This window comes from Pseudomonas fluorescens (assembly GCF_001307275.1).
Classification (GTDB): domain Bacteria; phylum Pseudomonadota; class Gammaproteobacteria; order Pseudomonadales; family Pseudomonadaceae; genus Aquipseudomonas; species Aquipseudomonas fluorescens_AA.
Genome location: NZ_CP012831.1, coordinates 3091519 through 3116824, shown reverse-complemented (window position 1 = coordinate 3116824; position 25306 = coordinate 3091519). Strand labels below are relative to the sequence as shown.

The 25306-nt window shown below is 61.5% G+C and carries 24 protein-coding genes; 10 read left to right on the top strand and 14 right to left on the bottom strand.

All coding sequences use genetic code 11. The annotated features are described in order from the left end of the window. Positions 1–38: 38 nt before the first annotated feature. Positions 39–776 carry a substrate-binding periplasmic protein gene (locus AO356_RS13765; protein ID WP_060740259.1) on the bottom strand — a complete coding sequence of 246 codons (738 nt, stop codon included), beginning with the start codon at positions 774–776 and terminating at the stop codon, positions 39–41. A gap of 259 nt (positions 777–1035) precedes the next feature. On the opposite strand from AO356_RS13765, the gene AO356_RS13760 reads away from it, so the two are divergent. Next, on the top strand, positions 1036–1488 hold the full coding sequence (locus tag AO356_RS13760; RefSeq protein WP_060740258.1) for a GNAT family N-acetyltransferase: 453 nt from the start codon (positions 1036–1038) through the stop codon (positions 1486–1488). Between the two features lie 126 nt (positions 1489–1614). Here AO356_RS13760 and AO356_RS13755 read toward each other — a convergent pair whose 3' ends face one another. The 3 genes from AO356_RS13755 to AO356_RS13745 are packed head-to-tail and all read right to left on the bottom strand — an operon-like array spanning position 1615 to position 4585. Next, positions 1615–1911, bottom strand: a complete 297-nt coding sequence (locus AO356_RS13755) for a winged helix-turn-helix domain-containing protein (protein ID WP_060740257.1) — start codon at positions 1909–1911, stop codon at positions 1615–1617. A gap of 4 nt (positions 1912–1915) precedes the next feature. Next, positions 1916–2419, bottom strand: a complete 504-nt coding sequence (locus AO356_RS13750; RefSeq protein ID WP_060740256.1) for a M48 family metallopeptidase — start codon at positions 2417–2419, stop codon at positions 1916–1918. A gap of 42 nt (positions 2420–2461) precedes the next feature. Beyond that, positions 2462–4585: a putative bifunctional diguanylate cyclase/phosphodiesterase gene (locus AO356_RS13745; RefSeq protein WP_060740255.1), complete on the bottom strand. Its 2124-nt coding sequence runs from the start codon at positions 4583–4585 to the stop codon at positions 2462–2464. A 321-nt stretch (positions 4586–4906) separates the two neighbouring features. Between AO356_RS13745 and AO356_RS13740 the strand changes: the two genes are divergently transcribed. The 3 genes from AO356_RS13740 to AO356_RS13730 all read left to right on the top strand — a co-directional run bounded on the left by AO356_RS13740 (position 4907) and on the right by AO356_RS13730 (position 7748). Next, positions 4907–5575: a polysaccharide lyase family 7 protein gene (locus AO356_RS13740; protein ID WP_060740254.1), complete on the top strand. Its 669-nt coding sequence runs from the start codon at positions 4907–4909 to the stop codon at positions 5573–5575. A gap of 334 nt (positions 5576–5909) precedes the next feature. Further along, entirely contained in the window at positions 5910–6578 is a 669-nt protein-coding gene (locus tag AO356_RS13735; RefSeq protein ID WP_060740253.1) for a polysaccharide lyase family 7 protein, read from the top strand. 885 nt (positions 6579–7463) lie between these two features. Beyond that, positions 7464–7748 carry a hypothetical protein gene (locus tag AO356_RS13730; RefSeq protein ID WP_060740252.1) on the top strand — a complete coding sequence of 95 codons (285 nt, stop codon included), beginning with the start codon at positions 7464–7466 and terminating at the stop codon, positions 7746–7748. Between the two features lie 465 nt (positions 7749–8213). On the opposite strand, the gene fba is transcribed toward AO356_RS13730, so the two are convergent. The 6 genes from fba to tkt form a co-directional block, all read right to left on the bottom strand. Continuing rightward, positions 8214–9278: a class II fructose-bisphosphate aldolase gene (gene fba, locus AO356_RS13725; protein ID WP_003177554.1), complete on the bottom strand. Its 1065-nt coding sequence runs from the start codon at positions 9276–9278 to the stop codon at positions 8214–8216. Between the two features lie 274 nt (positions 9279–9552). Beyond that, positions 9553–9888, bottom strand: coding sequence for an MliC family protein (locus AO356_RS13720; protein ID WP_060740251.1), 336 nt, complete (start codon positions 9886–9888; stop codon positions 9553–9555). A gap of 56 nt (positions 9889–9944) precedes the next feature. Beyond that, a complete protein-coding gene (locus AO356_RS13715) occupies positions 9945–10169 on the bottom strand; it encodes a hypothetical protein (RefSeq protein ID WP_060740250.1) in 225 nt (74 codons plus the stop codon). Between the two features lie 31 nt (positions 10170–10200). Beyond that, complete coding sequence (locus AO356_RS13710) at positions 10201–11364, bottom strand: phosphoglycerate kinase (RefSeq protein ID WP_060740249.1); 1164 nt, start codon at positions 11362–11364, stop codon at positions 10201–10203. A 24-nt stretch (positions 11365–11388) separates the two neighbouring features. Further along, complete coding sequence (gene epd, locus AO356_RS13705; protein WP_060740248.1) at positions 11389–12444, bottom strand: erythrose-4-phosphate dehydrogenase; 1056 nt, start codon at positions 12442–12444, stop codon at positions 11389–11391. A gap of 151 nt (positions 12445–12595) precedes the next feature. Beyond that, complete coding sequence (tkt, locus tag AO356_RS13700) at positions 12596–14593, bottom strand: transketolase (protein ID WP_060740247.1); 1998 nt, start codon at positions 14591–14593, stop codon at positions 12596–12598. Positions 14594–14903: 310 nt separating this feature from the next. On the opposite strand from tkt, the gene AO356_RS13695 reads away from it, so the two are divergent. Beyond that, positions 14904–15899 (top strand): ArsR/SmtB family transcription factor, encoded by a 996-nt coding sequence (locus AO356_RS13695; protein WP_060740246.1) that lies wholly within the window; start codon positions 14904–14906, stop codon positions 15897–15899. A gap of 19 nt (positions 15900–15918) precedes the next feature. Beyond that, on the top strand, positions 15919–17109 hold the full coding sequence (gene metK / locus AO356_RS13690) for a methionine adenosyltransferase (RefSeq protein ID WP_060740245.1): 1191 nt from the start codon (positions 15919–15921) through the stop codon (positions 17107–17109). Positions 17110–17333: 224 nt separating this feature from the next. Here metK and AO356_RS13685 read toward each other — a convergent pair whose 3' ends face one another. Continuing rightward, positions 17334–17954 (bottom strand): LysE family translocator, encoded by a 621-nt coding sequence (locus tag AO356_RS13685; protein ID WP_060740244.1) that lies wholly within the window; start codon positions 17952–17954, stop codon positions 17334–17336. 206 nt (positions 17955–18160) lie between these two features. On the opposite strand from AO356_RS13685, the gene ligB reads away from it, so the two are divergent. Both ligB and AO356_RS13675 read left to right on the top strand, forming a co-directional pair. Further along, positions 18161–19834 carry an NAD-dependent DNA ligase LigB gene (ligB, locus tag AO356_RS13680; RefSeq protein ID WP_060740243.1) on the top strand — a complete coding sequence of 558 codons (1674 nt, stop codon included), beginning with the start codon at positions 18161–18163 and terminating at the stop codon, positions 19832–19834. A 90-nt stretch (positions 19835–19924) separates the two neighbouring features. Then, on the top strand, positions 19925–20320 hold the full coding sequence (locus tag AO356_RS13675) for a DUF1090 domain-containing protein (protein ID WP_060740242.1): 396 nt from the start codon (positions 19925–19927) through the stop codon (positions 20318–20320). A gap of 48 nt (positions 20321–20368) precedes the next feature. On the opposite strand, the gene AO356_RS13670 is transcribed toward AO356_RS13675, so the two are convergent. Beyond that, the gene (locus tag AO356_RS13670; RefSeq protein WP_060740241.1) at positions 20369–20818 is read right to left on the bottom strand and encodes a c-type cytochrome; all 450 of its coding nucleotides are present in this window, start codon (positions 20816–20818) and stop codon (positions 20369–20371) included. 125 nt (positions 20819–20943) lie between these two features. Between AO356_RS13670 and AO356_RS13665 the strand changes: the two genes are divergently transcribed. Continuing rightward, a complete protein-coding gene (locus tag AO356_RS13665; protein WP_060740240.1) occupies positions 20944–22131 on the top strand; it encodes a murein transglycosylase A in 1188 nt (395 codons plus the stop codon). 153 nt (positions 22132–22284) lie between these two features. On the opposite strand, the gene AO356_RS13660 is transcribed toward AO356_RS13665, so the two are convergent. Together AO356_RS13660 and AO356_RS13655 are read right to left on the bottom strand one after the other, a co-directional pair. After that, positions 22285–22668, bottom strand: a complete 384-nt coding sequence (locus AO356_RS13660; RefSeq protein ID WP_060740239.1) for an MAPEG family protein — start codon at positions 22666–22668, stop codon at positions 22285–22287. Between the two features lie 38 nt (positions 22669–22706). Continuing rightward, the gene (locus tag AO356_RS13655; RefSeq protein ID WP_060740238.1) at positions 22707–23540 is read right to left on the bottom strand and encodes an EamA family transporter; all 834 of its coding nucleotides are present in this window, start codon (positions 23538–23540) and stop codon (positions 22707–22709) included. 300 nt (positions 23541–23840) lie between these two features. On the opposite strand from AO356_RS13655, the gene AO356_RS13650 reads away from it, so the two are divergent. Then, positions 23841–25001, top strand: a complete 1161-nt coding sequence (locus AO356_RS13650) for an MFS transporter (RefSeq protein WP_060740237.1) — start codon at positions 23841–23843, stop codon at positions 24999–25001. The last annotated feature ends 305 nt before the right edge of the window (positions 25002–25306 follow it).

Genomic DNA, 25306 nt, shown 5'->3' with positions numbered 1-25306 from the left:
TGGGAGCGAGCTTGCTCGCGATAGGGCCGGCTCAGGCGCTACATCCCATGCGCCTTCAATAACCGCGCATAACTCCCATCCGCCTTCATCGCCGCGATCTCCCGATCGAACCCGGCCACGATCTGCTCATGCTCCGGGTTCTTCAGGCTGACCAGGATGTGCAGGCTGTTTTCGCTCAAGGGCTTGGGCAGGAACTCCACGGCGCTGCGCACCTTGGGCGATTCGCGGGCCAGGTAATAGCGGGCGACGAACTCGTCTTCCAGGGTCAACTTCACGCGGTCGGCAGCCAGCATGCGCACCGCCATGGCGAAGTTATGCACCGGGACTTTCTGCATCTGCGGGTCTTCATCGAAATCCTTGGAATAGGCATAACCGCGCACGACAGCGATGGGATAGGCACGCAGCTGTTGCAGGCTGTCGAACTGGATCGCCTCGTCCTTGCGCTTGATGAAGAGCACGCGGTTGATCAGGTATTCGGCCGAGAACCGGCCGATATGGGTGCGATCCTCGCTGTACCAGGCGTTGATCAGCACGTCATAGCGGCCCTCGCCGATGCCCAGCATCGCCCGGGCCCAGGGCACCTGTTCGAAGTCGGTGGCATAGCCGGCCCGCGCCAGGGCGGTGCTGACGATATCGGTCGCCAGGCCGCCATTGATCAAGGTGGAATCGGTAAAGGGCGGCCAGGCATCGGCGACCAGGCGCAACTTCTGCGCGCAAGCCTCATAGCTCAGCAACAGCAACCCGATCAATGCAAGAGTTCGATGCAATCGCGGCATGCCAAACGTCCTTGACGGGTTCAAAGCCCGGTTTGTTTTTAGCCGAAACTCAACAGGCATCCTCGGACACCCGGTCCTAACATTAGCTCATTGGAACCGCTGCGCAGGGCTGTCACGAAGATTACACAAAGACGACAGCACCGCGACAAAGGAATGATGGCATTTTGGTCTTTGTCACAGATTTTCCGGTCGCGCGAGCAAGAGACTTCCGAGCCAACCACGCTTAATATCGGCAGCAGGTTCTTCAGGAAATTCAAAAATGGATATCGAGTGGGTCTGCAAACATCACAGTGACCTGAGCAAGGAACAGCTGTATGCCATCCTCAAATTGCGCTCCGACGTGTTCGTCGTCGAGCAGAACTGCGCCTACCCGGACGTCGACGGGCTGGACCTGGAGGGCGACACCTGCCACCTGATGGCCTGGCACGACAACCACCTGGTGGCCTATCTGCGCTTGCTCGACCCACACTCGCAGAACAGCGACGTAGTGATCGGGCGCGTGATCATCGCTCCCCAGGCGCGCGGCCAGGGGTTGGGCCACACGCTGATGGAGCAAGCGCTCAAGCAGGCCGAGAAACATTGGCCCGGCACATCGATCTCATTGTCGGCCCAGGCGCATCTGCAGGGGTACTACGGGCGGTACGGGTTTGAAGTGGTGGGGGTGGAATACCTGGAGGATGGGATTCCACACATCGGTATGCATCGACCTTGATGACGGCATCGCGAGCAAGCTCGCTCCCACAGTGGATCCAGGTCGTACATCAATCGCGTGTTCACCGAAGATCGATGTGGGAGCGAGCTTGCTCGCGATAGGGCCAGCCCAAACACCACCCAAAAATCAGGGATACTCGAGCACCGCCTTGATCCGCGGCAGATTCTCCTCGATCCACCCCCGGTCAATCGCCCCCCAGTCGCGAATCCGATAACGCCCGGCGTGGTTGCGAGCGCCCTCCTCTTGTTCGAACTCACACACGATATCCAGGTCCGCCAGGGCCGCGACCGTGTCCTGGGCAGTGCGTCGCGGCATGCCGGTGACTTCAGTGAGCGCCGGGACGTTGCTCGCCAGGCCGCTGTCGATCAGGTAAGCCACGTACAGGCGACGGTAGAAACTGGTCTTGGTCTTGCTCACGTCCATCCGGTCAGTCCTTGTGAGGTTGCAGGTCACGCCAGGTCAGGTACACCCGCAGGTCGAATTCCAGTTGGTGATAGCCCGGCAGCATGTGTTCGCAGAGTTGGTAGAAGGCCTTGTTGTGGTCCGACTCCTTGAAGTGCGCCAGCTCGTGCACCACGATCATCTTCAAGAACTCGGGTGCCGCGTCCTTGAACAGCGCCGCGATGCGGATTTCCTTCTTGGCCTTGAGCTTGCCGCCCTGCACCCGCGACACCGCGGTGTGCAGGCCGAGAGCACGGTGGGTCAGGTCCAGGCGACTGTCGAACAATACCTTGTCGATGGCCGGCGCGTTACGCAGGTATTGCTGCTTGAGGTCCAGCGCATAACCGTACAGGGCCTTGTCGCTCTGGATCGGATGCCGATCCGGGTAGCGCTGTTGCAGGTAATCGCCCAGGCGGTCCTGGGCGATCAATTGCTGCACTTGGGCTTGCAAGGCGGCGGGGTAGGCCTGGAGGTATTTGAGCGCGGTCATCGGCAGGCAACACAGTCACAAGAGGCCGCCAGTGTAGCGAATTCAGGCCTGCACCGCGCTCCAGTCGAAGGGCGTGGCGAAGACATCGGTGTCTTCGGCCATCAACGGTCGCGCCACCAGGAACCCCTGCACGAACTCACAGCCGTGGGCGTGTAGCCACAGATACTGCTCGCGGGTTTCCACCCCTTCGGCGATGACCCGCAAACCCAACTGCGTACAGAGGTCGATGACCGAGGCGGCCAACGCGGCGTCCCGGGGCGACCCCGGCAAGCGGGCAATCAAGTGCCGATCCAGCTTGAGGGTATCGAGGTCAAGGTCGCGCAGATGCGTCAGCGAACACGGGCCCGAACCGAAGTCATCCAACGCCACCCGCACCCCGAGCTGGCGCAGCAACCGCAACTGCTTTTGGGTTTCATCGGGATTGCGCATCAGCGCATCCTCGGTCACCTCGACCTCCAACTGCCGAGGCTTCAAGGCGTGGCGCTCCAGGACCTGGCGCAACTCGGTCACCAGGTTCGGCATGCCGAACTGAGTGCTGCTCAGGCTTACCCCCAACACCAGGTCGTCAGCGAACAAACGCTCCCAGACTTTGCGCTGGGCCGCGCTGCGATGATAAATCCAACTGCCCAGCCGACTGATCAATCGCGCCTCTTCCAGCAACGGCAGGAACAGGCCCGGCGGCACATCGCCGACACTCGGATGCTGCCAGCGCAACAGCGCCTCGAACCCACGGATCCGCCCGTCGACGATGCTCACCTGCGGCTGGTAGACCATATTGAAATCACGGTTTTCGATGGCCGAGCGCACGCTCTCTTCCAGCATCAGCCGTGAACGGGCTCGACCGTTCATTTCGTGGTCATAGAAACGGTATTGCTGGCGACCGGCACGCTTGGCTTCGTACATGGCGATGTCGGAGGCCCGTAGCAAGCCATCGAGGTTGGCGCCGCAGTCCGGGTACGTCGCGATGCCGATGCTGGCACCGAGTGCCACGTCCATGCCTTCGATCTGCTGGCAGATCGCGACGCGCTCGATGAGTTTCTCCGCGATCTTGGCCGCCTGTTCGGGAAACTCCAGGTCCAGCAGGGCTGTGAACTCGTCACCGCCCAGCCGCGCCAGGATATCGAAGGGGCGCAGGCACGCCTTCAACTGCTCCGACACCCAGCGCAAGACCCGGTCCCCAGCGTCGTGCCCCAGCGAGTCATTGACCCGCTTGAAACCATCGAGGTCCAGGTACAGCAGCACCCAGTTGCTTTCCAGCCGCTCGCTGCGCATCAACAGGTTTTCCGCGGTCTGGTAGAAGCCCCGGCGGTTGAGCAAGCCAGTCAGCGGGTCCGTGACGGCCTGGTATTCGAGCTGCTGGTGCAAGTGGCGAACCACGGACATGTCCTGCAGCGTTACCACCATCGCCTTCTGCTCCGAGGGCAGCGGCGCACAGGACAAGGCCACCGACACCTGCTGGCCGGGTGCCGTGCGCAGTACCGCGTCATGCAGTCGCCAGGTTTCACCGCGCCGATAGGCATTATGGATATCAGAATCGGCCCATTCGGGAATATGGGGTTTCTGCAGGAAATCCAGGAACGGCATCCCCTGCAACTGGTCGGCGGTGGCATTGAGCAAACGGCAGGTAGACGGGTTGGCGAAGCGGATACAGCCATTCTCATCCACCACCAGGATGCCTTCGGCGGCGTTGTCCAGCACCGAGGCATTGAAGGCCCTGGCCGCTTCGAGATCCTGGCTCAGGCGCTGCAAGGCCCGGCGATTGCGCTGGTGCTCGAGCAATGCCTGGACCTTGGGCTTGAGGATTTGCGGATCGAAGGGCTTGAACAGGTAATCCACGGCGCCACTGGCGTAGCCCTTGATGACCGCGTCCTGGGATTGCTCGTTGGCGGTCAGGAAAATGATCGGCGTGAGCCGCGTGCGCTGGCTGCCGCGCATCAGGCGCGCCACTTCGAAACCGTCCATTTCGGGCATCTGCACATCCAGCAGCACCAGATCGATGTCGTGTTCGAGCAGCAGGTTAAGCGCCTCGACCCCCGAGGACGCGGTCATCACCTGCCAATCCTGCCGCTGCAACAAGGCCCGCATGCTGAGCAGGTTTTCAGGGTAATCATCAACAATCAAAAGGACAGAGCTGTCTTCGCCGGGCGTTGGTTGCGCGCATTCCATGCTGCTTCTCTTATCGGGCGCCACGTCCGTTTTTACGTAGCAAATCGGACAAATACTGTCCCCTCACTCTAGACCGGGATTTTGAAAAGCAGTAGGTGTCATCGCGCCATCATCCAGACAAAGCCCGAAATAGCCGACTAACGGTCACCCACCTCGGGCACAAAAACTGCAAAGACACCGACGACGAACAATTGACGTCAATCATCCGCCGGACGGTTGTCGAAAAACACCCATCCTGCGTGATCAACACGCCCACAACGCGCGAGTTAGAGCCCGCGCCAGGGCTTCAACTTTTTTCGCTTCGTTACGTAGGATCCGGACATGATCGATCTCGCCACCTGGAACTTGAGCATCCCCGAGGGCAGCCCACCGGCAACCATTTCAACCCCGCTGCTGGTACAGGGGTTCAAGGACCAATACTTCAACTCCGAAACCGGGACCCTGTTCTTCTGGGCACCGGTGACCGGCGCCAAGACGGAAAACGCGATCTACCCGCGCAGCGAACTGCGGGAGACCTACAGCAACGGTACATTGCGCAACTGGCTGTATTCGGCGGCGGACAACAAACTGGCCGCGACCCTGACCGTCAGCCAGGTGCCCAGCAGCGGCAAGATCGTGATCGGCCAAATCCACGCCAAGGACAGCACCAGCCCCATGGTGAAGCTGGAGTACCAGTACAAGACCTACAGCTCCACCGGCAACATCGTCGCCAAGGTCCGCATACGCCCCGATGACGAATCGGGCCAGGTCATCACCATCGCCACGGGCATCAAGCTGAACCAGTCGTTCTCCTACCTGATTCACCTCAGCCCCGCCGGCGTCCTGACCATCAACGGCGCCGGCTATCAGTGGAATACCAACATCAGCAACACCTGGAGCGACAAGCCGCTGTACTTCAAGGCAGGCGTGTATGTGCAAGACAACACCGGCTACGTCACCGAAGGCGGGAAAGTGACCTTCAGCATGCTGGATATCGATCACAACCTCTGATTGCGCCCTCTCGTAGCGCCATAGCAGCAAGGAACGCTGCTTGCCTCGTGCGACAAAAACCTCCCTATGGGTTGTTTGACGCCCCACAACAGGGCGCCATAGACAGATGCCATATCGCCATGTTCCCGAAAAATTCCTACTAGCCGACTAACGGTCGCCTATCTCGGGCACCAAACCGGCAAACGCAACTCTGACGGACTGTTGACGCCAACCCTCCGCCGTACGAACGTGCCAAATACACGTTCGCGCCCCCTTTTTGGCCTCAGCAAAAGCGCGTCTTAGAGCCCTCCGGCTGTGGCGTAAATCATTTCTTCTTCTCAGAAAGGATCCGAACATGGTCGATCTTGCAACCTGGAACCTGAGCATCCCCGAGGGCAGCCCACCGAAGACCATCGAAACGCCTCGACTGGTGGATGGGTTCAAGGATAAGTACTTCAACTCAGAAGGCAGCACGGTGTACTTCTGGTCGCCTGTCACCGGCACCAAGACCGAAAACGCGATCTACCCGCGCAGTGAATTACGGGAAACCTATAAAGACGGCACCTTGCGCAACTGGGTCTACCCTGACGCCGACAATAAATTGAGCGCGACCCTGGTGGTCAACCAGGTGCCCAGCAGCGGCAAGATCGTGATCGGGCAGATTCATGCCAAGGACAGCAGCAAGCCCATGGTGAAACTGGAGTACCAGTACAAGGATGACGGCAAGACTGGCGACATCGTTGCCAAGGTCCGCATGCGTCCCGATGACGATGAGGGTCGGGTTATTACCGTCGCGTCCGGCGTGAAGCTGGCTCAGTCCTTCAGTTACCGGCTCCACCTTGATCGTACGGGTGACCTAGGCATTACTGCGGCGGGTCGTAGTTGGTACACCACCATCAGTTCCAAATGGAAGGTCAAGCCGTTGTACTTCAAGGCTGGTGTGTATGTGCAGGACAACAGTGGCTATACCAGCGAAGGTGGGAAGGTGACGTTCAGCAAGTTGGATATCGATCACAACACTTGATTGTGGGCTTTCGATAGAGAGATACCGTGTGTATATCCGTTGCTGCGGTAACGGCGGCTTACGGTTCCGCCCTTACGGCGGGTCACTTTTGGAAGAGCGCCAAAAGTAACCAAAAACGCTTTGCCCCACCACTCGGTGCCTCGCCTAGGCTCGGCATGCCCGAACGTAGGCATTGCTCCGTGGGCCGCCGCGAAGGGCCATCCATGGCCCAGCGCGGCTACCTCGGCATCCATGCCGAGGTGCCCACTGCGCAATACCTACGTTCGGCCATCGTGGTTAACGGGGCGCCCTAGATCAAAAGCCGGCGCGAGGCGGCCTGACAGCCGGCCTGGCTATCACGCTCGTACTCCGATCCAATTGTGGGAGCGAGCTTGCTCGCGATGGCGGCCTGACAGCCGACTAGGATTTGTGGGATGGTCGGAGATTTTGATCGTTCCCCCGGCCTTCTGAAAATCTCGTAGGAACTCCCCCTTTGTGGCGAGGGGATTTATCCCCGCTGGGCTGCGAAGCAGCCCCCTCTTTTCGTCAGACCGGTCCCATGACCAGGATTTACGGCGGCTGCGCCACCGGGCGGGAGCAAGCTCCCTCGCCACAGGGGTTGTGGGCGTCCTACAGGTCGGTTGTTGCGTCAAAAATCCCCTTCTATAGTTTGGTTCACCTACTGGCTTTGGTCGGTGGGAGGGTTTCGCAGCCCATTGAGGAATACACCGTCGAATGAAAATTCAGGCAAACTTGCCCGCGTTCATTTTATGGCGGTTGCGCGCGGGAGATCTTTGGGTCTGCCGAGTTTGATTCCTCTTCGGTCTGCGAACCCGCGCGTAGCTGCCACCCGTTTGTTTCGCAGCGAAAAGGTGGCATTTCTTTTTTCTTGAGGAATTAAACCTTATGACGTCGAATCAATCGTCCAGCAGCTTCACCCCGCTAACCCCAATCGCCACCACCCACCCCGTCCTGTTCATCGATAAAACCGCCCCACTGCCCGAACTCCACGCTTGCGCCAGCGAGCGCCTGCACGCCACCCTCGACTACCTGACGCTCATGGCCTGCACCACACTGCGCGATTCGGCCGAGACCGACATCAACACCATCACCAACATCGCCCGAATCATGGTCCAGGATGTAGCGGATGTTTTTGGAGTGATTGAACAGCGCGGGCTCGAAGGGCAGTAAAGCGCCCCTAAGAAGCAAGCTTGCTCAACATCCTCGTCGACAGTGACACCGCCTTCGCGAGCAAGCTCGCTCCCACAGGAGGAACGCGTTCACCCTAAACCAGGTCGGCTCTCAGGCCGCCTCGCGGAGGACGTTGATCTCGGGCGCCCCGTTAACCACGATGGCCGAACGCAGGCATTGTGGAGTGGGCAACCCGGCATGGATGCCGGGTTAGCCGCGTTGGGCCATGGATGGCCCTTCGCGGCGGCCCACGGAGCAATGCCGGAGTGAGGGCACACCGAGCCTAGGCGAGGTGCCGAGTGGTGGGGCATAAAGCGTTTTGGTTACTTTTGCGCTTCTCAAAAGTGACCCGCTGTAAGAGCGGAACCATAAGCCGCCGTTACCCAAGAAACGGATATACACACAAATCCCAAACACAAAAAAACCCGCATCACTGCGGGTTTTCTCACACCACTGAAGGAAGCCTTAGTTAACCTTGGCGTTCAACTCACCCTTCAAATACCGCTGATACATCGCTTCCAGCGAGATCGGCTTGATCTTCGAAGCATTACCGGCAGTCCCAAACGCCTCATACCGCGCAATGCACACATCACGCATGGCCGTCACAGTAGCGCCAAAGAACTTACGCGGATCAAACTCACTCGGGTTGGTCGCCATCAAACGACGCATGGCACCGGTAGAGGCCAGACGCAGGTCAGTGTCGATGTTGACCTTGCGCACGCCGTACTTGATGCCTTCGACGATTTCTTCAACCGGCACGCCGTAGGTTTCCTTGATGTCGCCGCCGTACTGGTTGATGATCGCCAGCCACTCTTGCGGTACCGAGGACGAACCGTGCATCACCAAGTGGGTGTTGGGGATGCGCTTGTGGATTTCCTTGATGCGGTCGATAGCCAGCACGTCGCCGGTAGGTGGCTTGGTGAACTTGTAAGCGCCGTGGCTGGTGCCGATGGCGATGGCCAGGGCGTCGACCTGGGTTTTCTTGACGAAGTCCGCCGCTTCTTCCGGGTCGGTCAGCATCTGGCTGTGGTCCAGCACGCCTTCGGCACCGATGCCGTCTTCTTCACCGGCCATGCCGGTTTCCAGCGAACCCAGGCAACCCAGCTCACCTTCCACGGAAACGCCGCAGGCGTGGGCCATGGCCACGGTCTGCTGGGTAACGCGGACGTTGTATTCGTAGTCGGTCGGGGTCTTGCCGTCTTCACCCAGGGAACCGTCCATCATCACCGAGCTGAAGCCCAGTTGGATGGAGCGCTGGCAGACGTCCGGGCTGGTGCCGTGGTCCTGGTGCATGCACACCGGGATGTGCGGGAATTCTTCGATCGCCGCCAGGATCAGGTGACGCAGGAACGGCGCGCCGGCGTATTTGCGGGCACCGGCCGAAGCCTGGACGATCACCGGAGAGTCAGTCTTGTCAGCGGCTTCCATGATGGCGCGCATCTGCTCAAGGTTGTTGACGTTAAAGGCTGGAACGCCGTAGCCGAACTCGGCTGCGTGGTCCAGCATCTGACGCATGCTGATAAGTGCCATTGTGTCTCTCTCCCGGTCGAGGGTCGTTAATCGTGCCAGCCTGCCGGAGCGGCGGCGGCTATTCAAGTCATTGCGGATCGGGGGTTGGCCCGAGCTGCGTGTTCGGTATCGCTAAACCCAAATACTGACGCGATCCCTGTGGGAGCGAGCTTGCTCGCGATGAGGGCGGTACATTCAACATCACTGTTGCCTGGTACACCGCTATCGCGAGCAAGCTCGCTCCCACACTGGATCTGCCCCCACATTTGGATCTGTGTGGATCAGTTCAATCGTATTACTGCGCCTTGCAACCACGCCCAATCAAGTCATTGGTGGCGACCCAGTAAACCAGGCCTTCCTCACCCTTGACGTGAAAGGCCAGCATGTCATCGCTGTACAGCGAACCTTCAGCACCCGGTTCAAGCTTGAGGCGATAAACCTTATCGGCGCCGCCCAGGCGTACATCGACTTCCTTGCGGGTGGCATCGGTGTAGCGCCAGAGCACTTTGGCCTCGCTGTCACAGGTCCAGCTCGTCCAGCCCTCTGCAACGGGCTCGGACGACTGCAAAAAACCCAGTTGCGAACAACCGGCCAGCAATGCCAACGCCATAACGGCGATCAAGCCTTTCATCCGTGTTCCTCGACGGACGGCACACGCCGCCTGCCATGAGTTAAGAGTCAGACCCGTCAAGGACAACCATGTTCCTTGGCCGGGGTTTGCGTCTCGTATTTGTCCAGGCCGTCCGGTCCGGAACGCTTGTTCAGCACCGGATTCGTCTCGGCCTGCCAGTCGGCCTGGTAACAGCCTTCTTCGGGCGTCGGCGTGTCGGTCTGCGAGGCCGGAGCCTCCGGCCTGCTCGAGCAAGCCACCAGCATCGTTGTCGCCAGCAGCAACGTGAACGTCTTGACCATCAGAACACTCCTTTGCCTGGTCAACGCAGCCTCAGGCCTTGGCCCGGCTTTCCAGGACTTCCACGGCCGGCAACACTTTGCCTTCGACGAACTCGAGGAATGCGCCGCCACCGGTGGAAATGTAGGAGATCTGCGCGGCCACGCCATATTTGTCGATGGCCGCCAGGGTGTCGCCGCCGCCAGCGATAGAGAACGCGGAGCTTTCGGCGATGGCCTGGGCCAACACCTTGGTGCCGTTGCCGAACTGGTCGAACTCGAACACGCCGACCGGGCCGTTCCACAGGATCGTCTGGGAGGATTTCAGCAATTGGGCGAAGTTGGCTGCGGTTTGCGGGCCGATGTCGAGGATCATGTCGTCGTCGGCCACGTCGGCCACCAGCTTGACGGTGGCCGTCGCGCTTTCAGCGAATTCCTTGGCCACGACCACGTCCACCGGCAACGGTACGCTGACCTTGGCGGCGATTTCCCGGGCGGTGTCCAGCAGGTCCGGCTCGTACAGGGATTTGCCGACCGGGTGACCGGCGGCGGCGAGGAACGTGTTGGCGATGCCGCCACCGACGATCAACTGGTTGCACACCTGGCTCAGGCTGTTGAGCACGTCCAGCTTGGTGGAGACCTTGGAGCCGGCCACAATGGCGGCCATCGGCTGGGCCGGCGAGCCCAGTGCCTTGCCCAGTGCGTCCAGTTCGGCCGCCAGCAACGGGCCTGCGGCGGCGACTTTGGCGAATTTCGCCACGCCATGGGTCGAACCCTCGGCGCGGTGAGCGGTGCCGAAGGCGTCCATCACGAATACGTCGCACAGGGCGGCGTATTGCTGGGCCAATTCGTCGGCGTTCTTTTTCTCGCCCTTGTTGAAGCGCACGTTTTCGAACAGCACGACATCACCGGCCTTCACATCGACGCCGCCCAGGTAGTCCGCGACCAACGGCACGTCGCGGCCCAGGGCACGGCTCAAGTAATCGGCTACCGGCTTGAGGCTGTTTTCCGCCGAGAACTCGCCTTCGGTCGGGCGGCCCAGGTGGGAGCAGACCATCACGGCCGCGCCTTTTTCCAAGGCCAGCTTGATGGTCGGCAGCGAAGCCAGGATACGCGCGTCGCTGGTGACAACACCGTCCTTGACGGGGACGTTGAGGTCTTCGCGGATCAGTACGCGCTTACCTTGCAGATCGAGGTCGGACATCTTCAACACGGTCATGGGTCGCAATTCCTGGGTAACTGTTTAGAGAGCAGGTTTTTTCGAAGCGGTTTGCAGGTAATGCTCGGCAACGTCCAGCATTCGGTTGGCAAACCCCCATTCGTTGTCGAACCAGGCCAGGATGTTCACAAGCCGCGGCCCGGAAACACGGGTCTGGCTGGCATCGACAATGGCCGAATGAGGGTCATGGTTAAAATCACAACTGGCGTGAGGCAACTCGGTGTAAGCCAAGAGGCCTTTGAGCGGGCCGCTGGTGGCGGCTTCGCGCAGGATCCGGTTGACCTCGGTGGCGTCGGTATCGCTCACGGTCTGCATCGTGATGTCGAGGCAGGACACGTTGACCGTCGGCACCCGCACGGCTTTGGCCTGAATTCGCCCGGCAAGTTCCGGCAGCAGCCGTTCGATGCCGCGCGCCAGACCAGTGGACACCGGAATCACCGATTGGAACGCCGAACGGGTGCGGCGCAAGTCCTCATGGTGGTAGGCGTCGATCACTGGCTGGTCGTTCATCGCCGAGTGGATCGTGGTGATCGACACGTATTCCAGACCAATGGCCTGGTCCAGCAGGCGCAACAGCGGCACGCCGCAGTTGGTGGTGCAGGACGCGTTGGACACCAGCAGCTCTTCGCCGGTCAGGCAATCCTGGTTCACACCGTAGACGATGGTGGCGTCGACATCCGCTTCGCTGGCCATCGGCTGGGAGAACAGCACCCGAGGCGCGCCGGCCGCGAGAAAACGCTGGCCGTCTTCGCGGGTGTGGTAGGCACCGGAACATTCGAGCACCAGATCGACACCCAGGGACGCCCAATCGATGCCTTCGGGGGTGGCGCTGCGCAGCACTTTCACGCAGTCGCCATTGATATGCAGACAATCGCCCTCGACCCGCACTTCACCGGGAAACCGGCCGTGGGTGGAGTCAAAGCGTGTCAGGTATTCGATGCTGGCCATGTCGGCCAGGTCATTGATCGCCACGATCTCGAAATCGGCCTTGGCCCCTCGCTCGAACAACGCACGCAAGACGCAACGACCTATCCGGCCGTAGCCGTTGAGTGCAACTTTGTAGGGACGCGGTTGGGGCATGGGGTTCTCGGTTACCGTGGTAAATCCTTCAGTCCAGTATTGCCTGGGCCACCGCTATCGCGAGCAAGCTCGCTCCCACAGGGCCGGTGAAAATCCTTGTGGGAGCGAGCTTGCTCGCGATGGCGTCAGCCCGGACGACGCAACTTTCGGATCAGTCTTCCAGCAGCTCTTCAGCCTGACCCAGGATGTTTTCCAGGGTGAAGCCGAACTCCTCGAACAGCGCCGGCGCAGGCGCCGATTCGCCGTAGGTGGTCATGCCGATCACGCGGCCTTCCAGGCCCACGTACTTGTACCAGTAATCGGCATGGGCAGCCTCGATGGCGATCCGCGCGCTGACTTGCAGCGGCAGCACCGCCTGCTTGTAGCCAGCATCCTGGGCATCGAACACGCTGGTGCACGGCATGGACACGACGCGTACGTTGCGGCCCTGCTCGGTCAGCTTGTCGTAGGCCTGGACGGCCAGGCCGACTTCGGAGCCGGTGGCGATCAGGATCAGTTCAGGCTCGCCGATGCAGTCCTTGAGCACGTAGCCGCCGCGCGTGATGTCGCCGATCTGGTCGGCATCGCGGTTCTGGTGCTGCAGGTTCTGACGGGAGAAGATCAGCGCCGATGGGCCGTCGTTACGCTCGAGGGCGTATTTCCAGGCCACCGCCGATTCCACGGCGTCGCAGGGACGCCAGGTGTCCAGGTTCGGCGTGCAGCGCAGGCTTGCCAGTTGCTCGATCGGCTGGTGCGTCGGGCCGTCTTCGCCCAGGCCGATGGAGTCGTGGGTGAACACATACAGGATGCGTTTTTTCATCAGCGCCGACATGCGCACGGCGTTGCGGGCGTATTCCATGAACATCAGGAAAGTGGCGCCGTAAGGTACCAGGCCACCGTGCAGCGCAACGCCGTTCATGATTGCGCTCATGCCGAACTCGCGAACGCCGTAGTACATGTAGTTGCCGCTGGCATCTTCGGCGCTGACGCCTTTGCAGCCTTTCCACAGGGTCAGGTTGGAACCGGCCAGGTCGGCCGAACCGCCCAGCAGTTCCGGCAGCAATGGGCCAAAGGCGTTCAGGGTATTCTGGCTGGCCTTGCGGCTGGCGATGGTTTCGCCCTTGGCGGCGACTTCAGCGATGTACGCCGAGGCTTTTTCGGCGAAGTCGGCCGGCAGCTCGCCGCTGAGGCGACGCACCAGCTCGTTTGCCAGCGCGGGGAATTCGGCGGAATAGGCAGCGAAACGCTGGTCCCACTCGGCTTCGAGCGCACGGCCCTTTTCCTTGGCATCCCATTCGGCGTAGATGTCGGCCGGGATTTCGAACGGGCCATGGTTCCATTTCAGCGCAGCGCGGGTCAGGGCGATTTCCTCGGCCCCCAACGGTGCGCCGTGGCAATCTTCCTTGCCTTGCTTGTTCGGCGAGCCGAAGCCGATGGTGGTCTTGCAGCAGATCAGGGTCGGCTGGGCGCTTTTGCGAGCGGTCTCGATGGCGGTCTTGATTTCTTCCGGATCGTGGCCGTCGACGTTGCGGATCACCAGCCAGTTGTAGGCCTCGAAGCGCTTGGGGGTGTCGTCGGTGAACCAGCCTTCGACTTCGCCATCGATGGAGATGCCGTTGTCGTCGTAGAACGCGATCAGCTTGTCCAGGCCCAGGGTGCCAGCCAGGGAGGCGACCTCATGGGAAATACCTTCCATCATGCAGCCATCGCCCAGGAACACGTAGGTGTGGTGGTCGACGACGTTGTGACCTGGGCGGTTGAACTGCGCCGCCAGGACTTTTTCCGCCAGGGCAAAACCCACGGCGTTGGCCAGGCCCTGGCCCAACGGGCCGGTGGTGGTTTCCACGCCTGGGGTGTAGCCGTATTCCGGGTGGCCCGGGGTGCGGCTGTGCAACTGGCGGAAGTTCTTCAGGTCATCGATCGACAGGTCATAGCCGGTCAGGTGCAGCAGCGAGTAGATCAACATCGAACCATGGCCGTTGGACAGCACGAAGCGGTCACGGTCGGCGAACGAGGGATTGCTCGGGCTGTGCTTGAGGTAGTCGCGCCAAAGCACCTCGGCGATATCCGCCATACCCATGGGGGCACCGGGATGGCCGCTGTTGGCTTTCTGCACGGCATCCATGCTGAGGGCACGAATGGCATTGGCACGCTCACGACGGCTGGGCATCGCTGTTCTCCTGCGGGTATTGAATCGAGAATGAATAAAACGAAACTGAAAAAGGCGAGCATTTTCCCTCACCCACCCGCTCCGGGGCAATGACAGATAGTCATCCTTGAGCGTTTTTCCGGTGGATAAAGTCGCATTCGCCGGGTGAAACCTTTCCGCTGATGGCCTGTAGAGTCAAGCACGGAGTGGGAAGTGCCATTTATCAACCAATATCAAAACTTTTTGATATTGAACTTGCGATGATTCAAACCCCTCACTAGACTGCCTCACTGAAACGGACCGCCCCACTCATGAAACAGACGGCCCCACGATGAACCTGCCCGCGCCCTCCATTCGTCACGACGACTGCGATGAGCTGGCGGCCCTTTGCAAGGCCGGCGGCGATCCGTTGCGGCTCAATGTATTGCGCGCCCTGGCCAACGACTCGTTCGGCGTGCTGGAACTGGCGCAGATCTTCGGCATCGGCCAGTCCGGCATGAGTCACCACCTCAAGGTCCTGGCCCAGGCCGACCTGGTGGCGACCCGCCGGGAAGGCAACGCCATTTTCTATCGTCGCGCCCTGCCCCACACCGACCTGCTGGGCGGCAAGCTGCACGCGGCGCTGCTGGACGAAGTGGACGCACTGAGCCTGCCGACCGACGTGCAGGCTCGCATCACCCAGGTTCACGGGCAGCGGGCGGCCGCCAGCCAGGACTTCTTCGCACGGGTCGCCGAGAAGTTTCGCGCCCAGCAAGACCTGATCGCCGGCTTGCCGCAATACCGTGAAAGCGTGGTGGCGCTGCTCGACAAATTGAGCTTCGAGCCTGCGGCCACGGCGATCGAAGTCGGCCCCGGCGATGGCGCCTTTCTGCCGGAGCTGGCGCGGCGCTTCAGTCAGGTGACGGCACTGGACAACAGCCCGGCCATGCTCGAACTGGCGCGCCAGGTGTGTGAGCGCGAGGCCCTGGTTAACGTGCGCCTGCAACTGGCCGATGCACTGGATGGCATGAGCCTGCAGGCCGACTGCGTGGTATTGAACATGGTGCTGCATCATTTCGCCGCGCCGGCCGATGCACTCAAGCACATGGCCCGCCTGCTGCAACCGGGCGGCAGCCTGCTGGTGACCGAGTTATGCAGCCACAACCAGAGCTGGGCCAGGGAAGCCTGCGGCGACCTCTGGCTCGGCTTTGAACAGGACGACCTGGCCCGCTGGGCCACCGCAGCGGGCCTCGTGCCCGGGGAAAGCCTCTATGTAGGCTTACGTAATGGTTTCCAGATCCAGGTTCGCCACTTTCAGCGACCCACTGGCGACACTCACCAACGGTAACTTGTAGGAAAACATCGAGATGAGCGAATACTCCCTTTTCACCTCCGAGTCCGTGTCTGAAGGGCATCCGGACAAAATCGCCGACCAGATTTCTGATGCGGTGCTGGACGCCATCATTGCTGAAGACAAGTTCGCCCGCGTGGCGTGCGAGACTCTGGTGAAAACGGGCGTGGCGATCATCGCTGGCGAAGTCACCACGTCGGCCTGGGTCGACCTGGAACAGATCGTTCGCGACGTCATCCTGGGCATCGGCTACAACAGCTCCGACGTCGGCTTCGACGGCGCGACCTGCGGCGTGATGAACATCATCGGCAAGCAGTCCCCGGACATCAACCAGGGCGTTGACCGGGCCAAGCCTGAAGACCAGGGCGCAGGCGACCAGGGCCTGATGTTCGGCTACGCCAGCAACGAGACCGACGTGCTGATGCCGGCCCCGATCACCTTCTCGCACCAGTTGGTTAAACGCCAGGCCGAGGCCCGTAAATCCGGCCTGCTGCCGTGGCTGCGCCCGGACGCCAAGTCCCAGGTGACCTGCCGTTACGAAGGCGGCAAGGTGGTCGGTATCGACGCCGTCGTCCTGTCGACCCAGCACAACCCCGAGGTGTCCTACAAAGACCTGCGTGAAGGTGTGATGGAACTGATCGTCAAGCACGTGCTGCCTGCCGAGTTGCTGTCCAAGGACACCCAGTTCCACATCAACCCGACCGGCCAGTTCATCATCGGCGGCCCGGTGGGCGACTGCGGCCTGACCGGTCGCAAGATCATCGTCGACAGCTATGGTGGCATGGCCCGTCACGGCGGTGGCGCGTTCTCCGGCAAGGATCCATCGAAGGTTGACCGCTCGGCCGCCTACGCCGGTCGTTATGTCGCCAAGAACATCGTGGCCGCCGGCCTGGCCGAGCGCTGCGAGATCCAGGTGTCCTACGCCATTGGCGTCGCCCAGCCTACGTCGATCTCGCTGAACACCTTCGGCACCGGCAAGATCGGCGATGACAAGATCATCAACCTGGTCCGCGAAGTGTTCGACCTGCGTCCATACGCCATCACCACCATGCTTGACCTGCTGCACCCGATGTACCAGGAAACCGCCGCCTATGGTCACTTCGGCCGTACGCCAGAGACCAGGACCGTCGATGGCGATACCTTCACCACGTTCACCTGGGAAAAAACCGACCGCGCGGACGCCCTGCGCGCCGCTGCCGGCCTGTAACACCCGCGTGTAAGGAAAAGCCCCTGGCGACTGGGTCGTCAGGGGCTTTTTCATGTCAGGTGCTTGACTACTCAGAGTGCAAAGTCATGCCTGGTTCTTGTGGCGGGAGAATTTATCTGTGGGAGCAAGGCTTGCCCGCGATGAGGACAACGCGGTCCCTGCGGTAACGAGGCGCCTGTATCGCGGGCAAGCCTTGCTCCCACAAAATCCCCTCGTCATGGCGCTCAAGAGCGCCGTGCCACCAGCAAAAACGAAGCCGCACTGGCGAGCAGCCCCGCACACATCCGATTGAACAGGCGTTTGCCACTGGGCCGGGCGAACAGCCGCCGCGCGTAAATGCCCATGTAGCAATACAACCCGATGGCGATGCACTCCAGCGCGAGGAACAAGCCGCCCAGCACGGCGAATTGTTGGGTGACGGTACCTGTACGGTCGACGAATTGCGGCAGGAACGCAGTGAACAACAAAATTGCCTTCGGATTACCAATCGCCACCAGGAACTCCTGGCGCGCCAGGCCGGCCCGGGTCATCGATGCGAGCCCGGCTTCGCTGTCGGCCTCGGGCCGGGCCCGCCATAACTGCACGGCCAGATAGAACAGGTAACCGGCACCGACGAGCTTGATCCCCAGAAACAGCAGCTCCGATGTGTGCAACACGGCGGTGAGCCCCACCGCAGCCAGGGCGATCATGATCGCAAACGCCAGCAACCGACCGACGCCACCGCTGCACGCCCGGACGAAGCCATAACGCGAGGCGTTGCTGATGGAGAGCAGGTTGTTCGGCCCCGGCGCCATGTTCAGCGCAAAGCAGGCCGGAATGAAAACAGCGAGTGTCGGCAGGTCCATTCGGGCGTTCCAGGCAGAGGTGGATCGAAGGCTCATTCTGCACCGGTCATTGAGGGGTTCAAGGGACAGTTGCGTGACGAAATCCTGCGGGACTGTACCGCCGCGACTTTGCCACCAGGCGCCGCAAAATCCGGTAACGCTCCGCCCCTCGCAACAGCCGGGACGCTGACTAGCCTTCAGATACTCAACCGAGCAAGGATGCTTCGATGCCACCGTTCCTCTATGCCCTCGTCTGCCTCGTATTCATTGCCCTCCCCGCGCTAGCCGCACCCTGTCCCGACTGGCCCGCTGAACGGGCCCGGGCGGAGATCGCCGCACTGCAACAACAAATCGACACTTGGGACGACCGTTACCACCGCCTCGGCCAATCGCTGGTGGCCGATGAGCTTTATGATCAGTCCCGCACACAGCTGGGCCAATGGCGCCGCTGCTTCGATCTCGCGGCGCCCGACAATCCCCTGCGCTCAGCGGGCGGAAAGGTGCGGCACCCCATCGTCCATACCGGCCTGGAAAAACTGAAGGACGCCGACGCCGTGGAGGCCTGGCTGCTCGGTCGAGAGGACGTCTGGGCGCAACCGAAAGTCGATGGCGTGGCGGTCTCCCTGGTTTACCGCACGGGTCGCCTGCATCAGGCGATCAGCCGCGGCGATGGCGTCCTGGGGCATGACTGGACCGCGAGTGCGCACCAGATCGGCGCCATCGCGCAGCAACTGCGCCAGCCCGTGGACCTGGTCGTCCAGGGCGAGTTGTACTGGCGCCTGGACGCCCATGTCCAAGCCAGCCACGGCAGCCTGAATGCCCGCGCAACCGTGGCGGGCTTGATGGCGCGCAACAATTTGACGGCGCAGGAGGCATCCTCCATCGGCCTGTTTGTCTGGGACTGGCCTGAAGGGCCCGGCACCCTGCCAGAGCGGATGGCCGCGCTGAACGCGCTGGGTTTCGCTGACACCCACGACTACAACCAACCTGTCCGGACACTGAGGGATGCCCAGCGGTGGCGCGACCACTGGTATCGCACGCCGCAGGCCTTCGCCAGTGACGGGATCGTCCTGCGCCAGAGCCGCCGTCCACCCGCCGACCGCTGGCAGGCCAGGACGCCGTTCTGGAGCGTGGCCTGGAAATACCAGTATGCCCAGGCCCTGGCCGAAGTGCGCAAGGTGCGCTTCAAGGTCGGGCGTACCGGGCGCATCACCCCTGTGCTGGAACTCGAACCGACCCTGCTCGACGACCGGCGGATTCGCCGGGTCAGCGTCAGTTCCCTCAAGCGCTGGGAGGAGATGGACATCCGTCCCGGCGATCGGGTTGCCATCAGCCTGGCCGGGCTGACCATTCCACGCCTCGACGAGGTGGTGCTGCGCAGCCTCGAGCGCCAGGACGTCAATGCCCCCACGGCAAGCAATCACCACTTCTTGAGTTGCTGGCAAGCGACGCCCGGCTGTGAAAGCCAATTCCTCGCCCGCCTGAACTGGCTCAGCGGCAAGCACGGGCTCGCCCTGGCCCATGTCGGCCCCGGCACCTGGGAAAAACTCCTGGCTGCCGGCAGGCTTCACGGATTGTTGGATTGGTTGACCCTCGATGCCGCCGAGCTTGCTAACATTGACGGCTTCGGCGAACGCACTAGCGCGCGCCTGCTCGCCGGCCTCGACAGCGCCCGGCAACGCCCTTTCGGGCAATGGCTCAAGGCCTTGGGCCTGCCACCCATCGGTGAGGCCCGGCTGGAAGGGCCGTGGCAGGCGCTGGCCGAGCGCAGCACCGAACAATGGCAAGTCGAAGTCGGCATCGGAGCGGGACGCGCCGCGCAATTGAGCGCCTTTTTTCGCGACCCGCAGGTGCTGGCCTTGAGTGACGTATTACGCTCCGCCGGGGTCGACGGTTTTTAATCCGGCCCCCGTGCGGTTGAACCCAAGGGGCGAACATGCGTTCCAACAGCGCATCTGTACCGACCGCTCGCGATTTTTTACGGAGTTGCTATGAATTTCCTGTCCCCCGTTGCCCTGCTGGTCTTATGCAGCGCCATGGCCGCCCCTTTGCTGGCGGACGAACAAACCCCGGAACTCACCGGCTGCGCGGCCAAGCGCCAGGGCATCATCAACCAGATCGAACTGGCCAAGTCCCGTGGCAACCAGGACCAGCAGGCAGGCCTGGAAACCGCATTGAGTGAAGTCACCACCCATTGCACCGATGCGTCCTTGCGCAAGGAGCGTGAAAACAAGGTACTCGATGCCAAGCACGAGGTCAGCCGGCGTCAGGCCGACCTGGAAAAGGCCATGAAGAAAGGCGACGCCGAGCGGATCAACAAACGCAAGGACAAGCTGGCAACCTCCCGCAAGGAGTTGCAGGAAGCGGTGGATGAGTTGGATAAGTGAACACCCGATCTGTAGGCGCTGGCGAAGCCTGCGATCCTTCAAGGCATGTCAATAATCCCGAAACTCTTTATGACAGGCACTGCACGCATCTTCGACCTTCTGCACCGCCGGCCCCAGGTAACTGGCCCTGTAAGGCTGGACTTTGCTGGCGGTCACCAACTCACCGGTGGCCGCTTCAAGGTTGCGGGCCAGTTCCTGAAAGCGTGCCTGTTTTTGCCAGACGTCATCCCGGGCGCTGGTGTGGTCTTGCTCGCGCACTTGCGGGAAGTGCTTCCACGGCTCATGGGACAATTGGTCCAGTTGCGCCGCGCCCTCGGCGAAACGTGCGCCATCGAACGGGACTCGGCCGCGCAACATGCCGCCCAGCTCTTCGTTGGTCTTGAGCATCTGCTTGAAGATGGTCTTGCGCTGGCCCAGGGGAGAATTGGGATCGACGCCGCCACAGGCGGACAACATCAGGCAGGCCAGCACGGCCATGGAAAATCGTTTTACAAACATCTTGGCCTCGGGGCAGGAAACGGCGGTTAGTATCCTCGGGTCATCGGTAAAGACCAATGCCCCTATCAACAATACGGGTTGTTCGAGCGCCTGACAGCGCCCGAATGGCTGCAAAGGAAATCTTCATGAACAGCCGCATCAAGCCCTGGCACAAAGGCCTGGCATTGACCCTACCGCTGATCGCACTGTTGGCCGGTTGTAACCGCGGCGAAAAGGTCGAAGAACCTCAGACCCACGCCCTCGCCACCTATGTCAGCGCCCCCTGGGAGGCGCTGCCGGCGGTGTCCGATGCAGACCTGCTGGCCGGTTTCGGTTCCTGGCGCAGCGCGTGCACCCGGCTCAAGGCCGATGCGACCTGGGGTCCGACCTGTGCGGCAGCGGCCAACGTGCCGCAAACCCCACAGGATGTACGCAACTTCCTGAAACAGAACCTGGACGTCTATGGCCTGCGCTCGGGGGACAACAGCCCCAACGGCCTGATTACCGGCTATTACGAGCCGGTCTACCCCGGCAGCCTCACCCAGACCACCACGGCGAATATCCCGGTCTACGGTGTACCGGAGGACATGATCATCGTGTCGCTGGACAGCATCTACCCTGAGCTCAAGGGCAAACGCCTGCGCGGCCGCCTCGAAGGCCGGGTGCTCAAGCCGTACGACGACGCGGCCACCATCGAGACCAATGGCGTGAAGGCGCCGGTCATTGCCTGGCTGACCGATCCCATGAACCTGCAATTCCTGCAGATCCAGGGTTCGGGACGCATTCAACTGGCCGATGGCCGCCAACTGCGCATCGGCTATGCCGACCAGAACGGCCATCCCTACCGCCCCATCGGACGCTGGCTGGTCGAACAAGGCGAACTCAAGAAAGAAGACGTGACCATGGGCACCATCAGTGCCTGGGCCAAGGCCAACCCGAACCGCATTCCCGAATTGCTCGCCAGCAACCCCAGCTACGTGTTCTTCAACCGCAACCCCGACAGCAACGAAGGCCCACGAGGTTCGCTGAATGTACCTCTGACCGCCGGCTACAGCGTGGCGGTGGACCGCAAGGTGATTCCGCTGGGCAGCCTGTTGTGGTTATCCACCACTCGCCCCGACGGCAGCGCCTTGAACCGCCCCGTCGCCGCCCAGGACACTGGTGGTGCGATTACCGGCGAAGTGCGGGCGGACCTGTTCTGGGGCACGGGTGAAGCGGCAGGCCAACTGGCCGGGGACATGAAACAGCAGGGGCAGATCTGGATGCTCTGGCCCAAGGGCATGGTGTTGCCGCAAGTACCTCAGGTGGCGAATGCGGTGACCGCCAACCCTTGAGAAATGGATTGAGGGTACAGGCCCCATCGCGAGCAAGCTCGCTCCCACAGTCGATCGCCAGTGGACACATATCTTGTGTGCGGCTAGATCCAAGTGGGAGCGAGCTTGCTCGCGATAAGGCCAGTACAGACGCCGACGATTCAGCCGCCAGGCTCAAATCGAAACGAAGAAGAAACTCGCCACCAACCCTACCCCCACGAACCACACCAGCGAACGCAGAATCGCCCAGTCCGCCAGATAGCAAATGATGTAGAGCAGGCGGCTGGTGATGAACAGCACCGCCAGCACGTTGATGGTGACCAGTTCGGCGTTGCCGGCCAGGTGCGCGACGATCACGGCGGCGGCGAAAAACGGGCTGATTTCAAAGCTGTTCAGTTGCGCCGCGTAGGCACGCCGGGGAGCGCCTTCGAGCGAGTCCAGAAAATCCCGGGGGTCGTGATTATCCTGCAACCGGTATTTCCCACCGGCCTTGGCGATCCCGATACACAGGTAAGGCAGGAGAAAAGCAATCAACACACACCACAGGGCAACCGTCATACCGCACTTCCTTTTTGAGTTTTATAGAGAGTCGAGCGTCAGGCTTTCATCACCAGCATGCCAATCAGCACCAGCCCGCAGGCTAAGAGCCGCGGCAAGCCAAAAGGTTCTTTCAGGTAGCGCATGCCAAACAGCACCACCAGGATCACGCTGATTTCCCGCAACGCCGCCGCTTCGGCGATCGAGCCCAGTTGCATGGCCCACAGCACCAGAGCGTAGCTGAACAATACGCAGAATCCGACCGCCAACCCCAGTCGCCACTGTTCGTGCCAGAACCGCATGAACGCCGGCCGTTTGCTCACCAACGCCAGCAAGGGGAAGGGCCAGGCGCTGAGCAGCGTGACCCAGACCAGGTAATCCAGCGGATGGGACCAACGCCGCAGGGCATGGCCGTCGATAAAGGTGTAGCAACCGATGCACAGGCCGATCAACGCCACCACCGGCAACATCGACCACGGCAGCCGATCGCCGCCACCGCCCTGCCACAACAGGCAAAGCATGCCGAACGGGATCAGCAAGATACCGATGACCTGCTGGGTCGTCAGCGCTTCACCGGCGAAAATAAACGTCAGGGCCAGCACCACCAGCGGCGACAGGCCACGCATCAGTGGATACACCAACCCCAGGTCACCGACCCGATAAGCCTGGATCAGCAAATAGCGGTACAACAGCTCGAACGCCGCCGAGGCCAGGATCCACGGCCAGATCTCCAACGGCGGCAATGCCACGAAACCCAGGGCCAACGCGACGAACAGCAGGGCGACGCTGTCCATGCACGCCACCACCAGCAAACGCTCGCCACTGAATTTGATCAGCGTATTCCACGCCGCATGCAACAGCGCCGCTACCAACACCAAGGCCGTCGCAAGCACGGCACGCTCCTTGTCTTCTCCCTCCGCCCGTAGGAGCTGCCGAAGGCTGCGATCTTTTGATCTTTCACGTCAGACCCAATTGTCAGTGGAAAGATCGCAGCCTCGTTTCACTCGACAGCTCCTACGATCAGCGGGCTCATGAATTGATTCGCGATCGTTTATACTTCAAGCCGATCACGCCGCACTCAGTTGCGCATAAGCCAATTCCAATAATTCTGCTGCTGCCAAGTTCACTAGAACCGGGCGCCGGCATGCGTATGCCTGATCCGGGCGTCAAGACTACAGACAGAGACCTTGCGCATGCCACTCGCCTTGCTTGCTTTGGCCGTTGCCGCTTTTGGCATCGGCACGACTGAATTCGTCATCATGGGGCTGTTGCCCGATGTCGCCCGGGACCTGGCCGTGAGCATTCCCCAGGCCGGGCTGCTGATCACCGGCTACGCCCTGGGCGTGGTGTTCGGCGCGCCGATCCTGGCGATCGGCACCGCCAACATGCCGCGCAAGGCCACGCTGTTGGGCATGACCCTGATGTTCATTCTCGGCAATGTGCTCTGCGCCCTGGCGCCGAACTACACCACGCTGATGGCTGCCCGGGTGATCACGGCGCTGTGCCACGGGGCGTTCTTCGGCATCGGCTCGGTGGTGGCCGCCGGGCTGGTGGCGCCGAACAAGCGGGCCCAGGCGATTGCCATGATGTTCACCGGCCTGACCCTGGCCAACGTGCTGGGCGTCCCGTTGGGCACGGCCCTGGGTCAATACGCCGGCTGGCGCTCGACTTTCTGGGCGGTCTCGATCATCGGCGTGATCGCGGCCATTGCCCAATGGGTCTGGCTGCCCAAGGAAATTCCCATGGACAAAGCCAACCTGGCCAGTGAGTTCAAGGTCCTGGGCAAGGCCAACGTGTTGCTCGCCCTGGGCATGAGCGTACTGGCCTCAACCAGTCTGTTCAGCGTATTCACCTACATCGCGCCGATCCTGCAGGACATCACCGGTGTCAGCCCCCACGGCATCACCGTCATGCTGCTGTTGTTCGGCGTCGGCCTGACGGCCGGCAGCTTCCTCGGTGGACGCCTGGCGGACCGGCGCCTGCTGCCTTCGCTCGTCGGCATGGCCCTGGCCGTGGTGCTGGTATTGGCCGCGTTCAGCCAGACCAGCCGGTCGGTGATCCCGGCGGCAATCACCCTGGTGCTGTGGGGCATCTTCGCCTTCGCCCTGTGCCCGATCCTGCAATTGCTGATCATCGACCAGGCCCACGAAGCACCGAACCTCGGCTCCACACTCAACCAGAGCGCATTCAACCTGGGCAACGCCGCCGGGGCCTGGATGGGTGGGTTGGTGGTGGCCAGCGGTGCCGACCTGGCGGATCTACCCTGGACCGGAGCAGCGGTCGGCGGCCTCACGGTATTGACCGCGTTGTTCTTTATTCAGCGACAACGACGCTTGGCGGCAGTCGCTGTTTGAGGGCCTGAGAAATATGCCCTGCCCATGAGCGAATGGGCGACGCCTTCAGTAAGACTTAGCCCCCCAGCCATGCGAGCTGTTTTACCAGCCCTCCAGAAGCCTTGTTCCAGAGCGTTTCGCATTGACATCCGCCGGGTACTGCTTGCAGCCGGCGGATGTTTGTCCAATTGAGTCGCAACGAAATTAGCCTTCAGATCTTGCTTACAGTTCGGCCCCCTCCCTCCCGGGCACACGGAACGAACCAGAATGCTAGCAATCTCGCAATACACCCCCTCCCTTCACACGTTTGAAAACGCAGGCCAGCC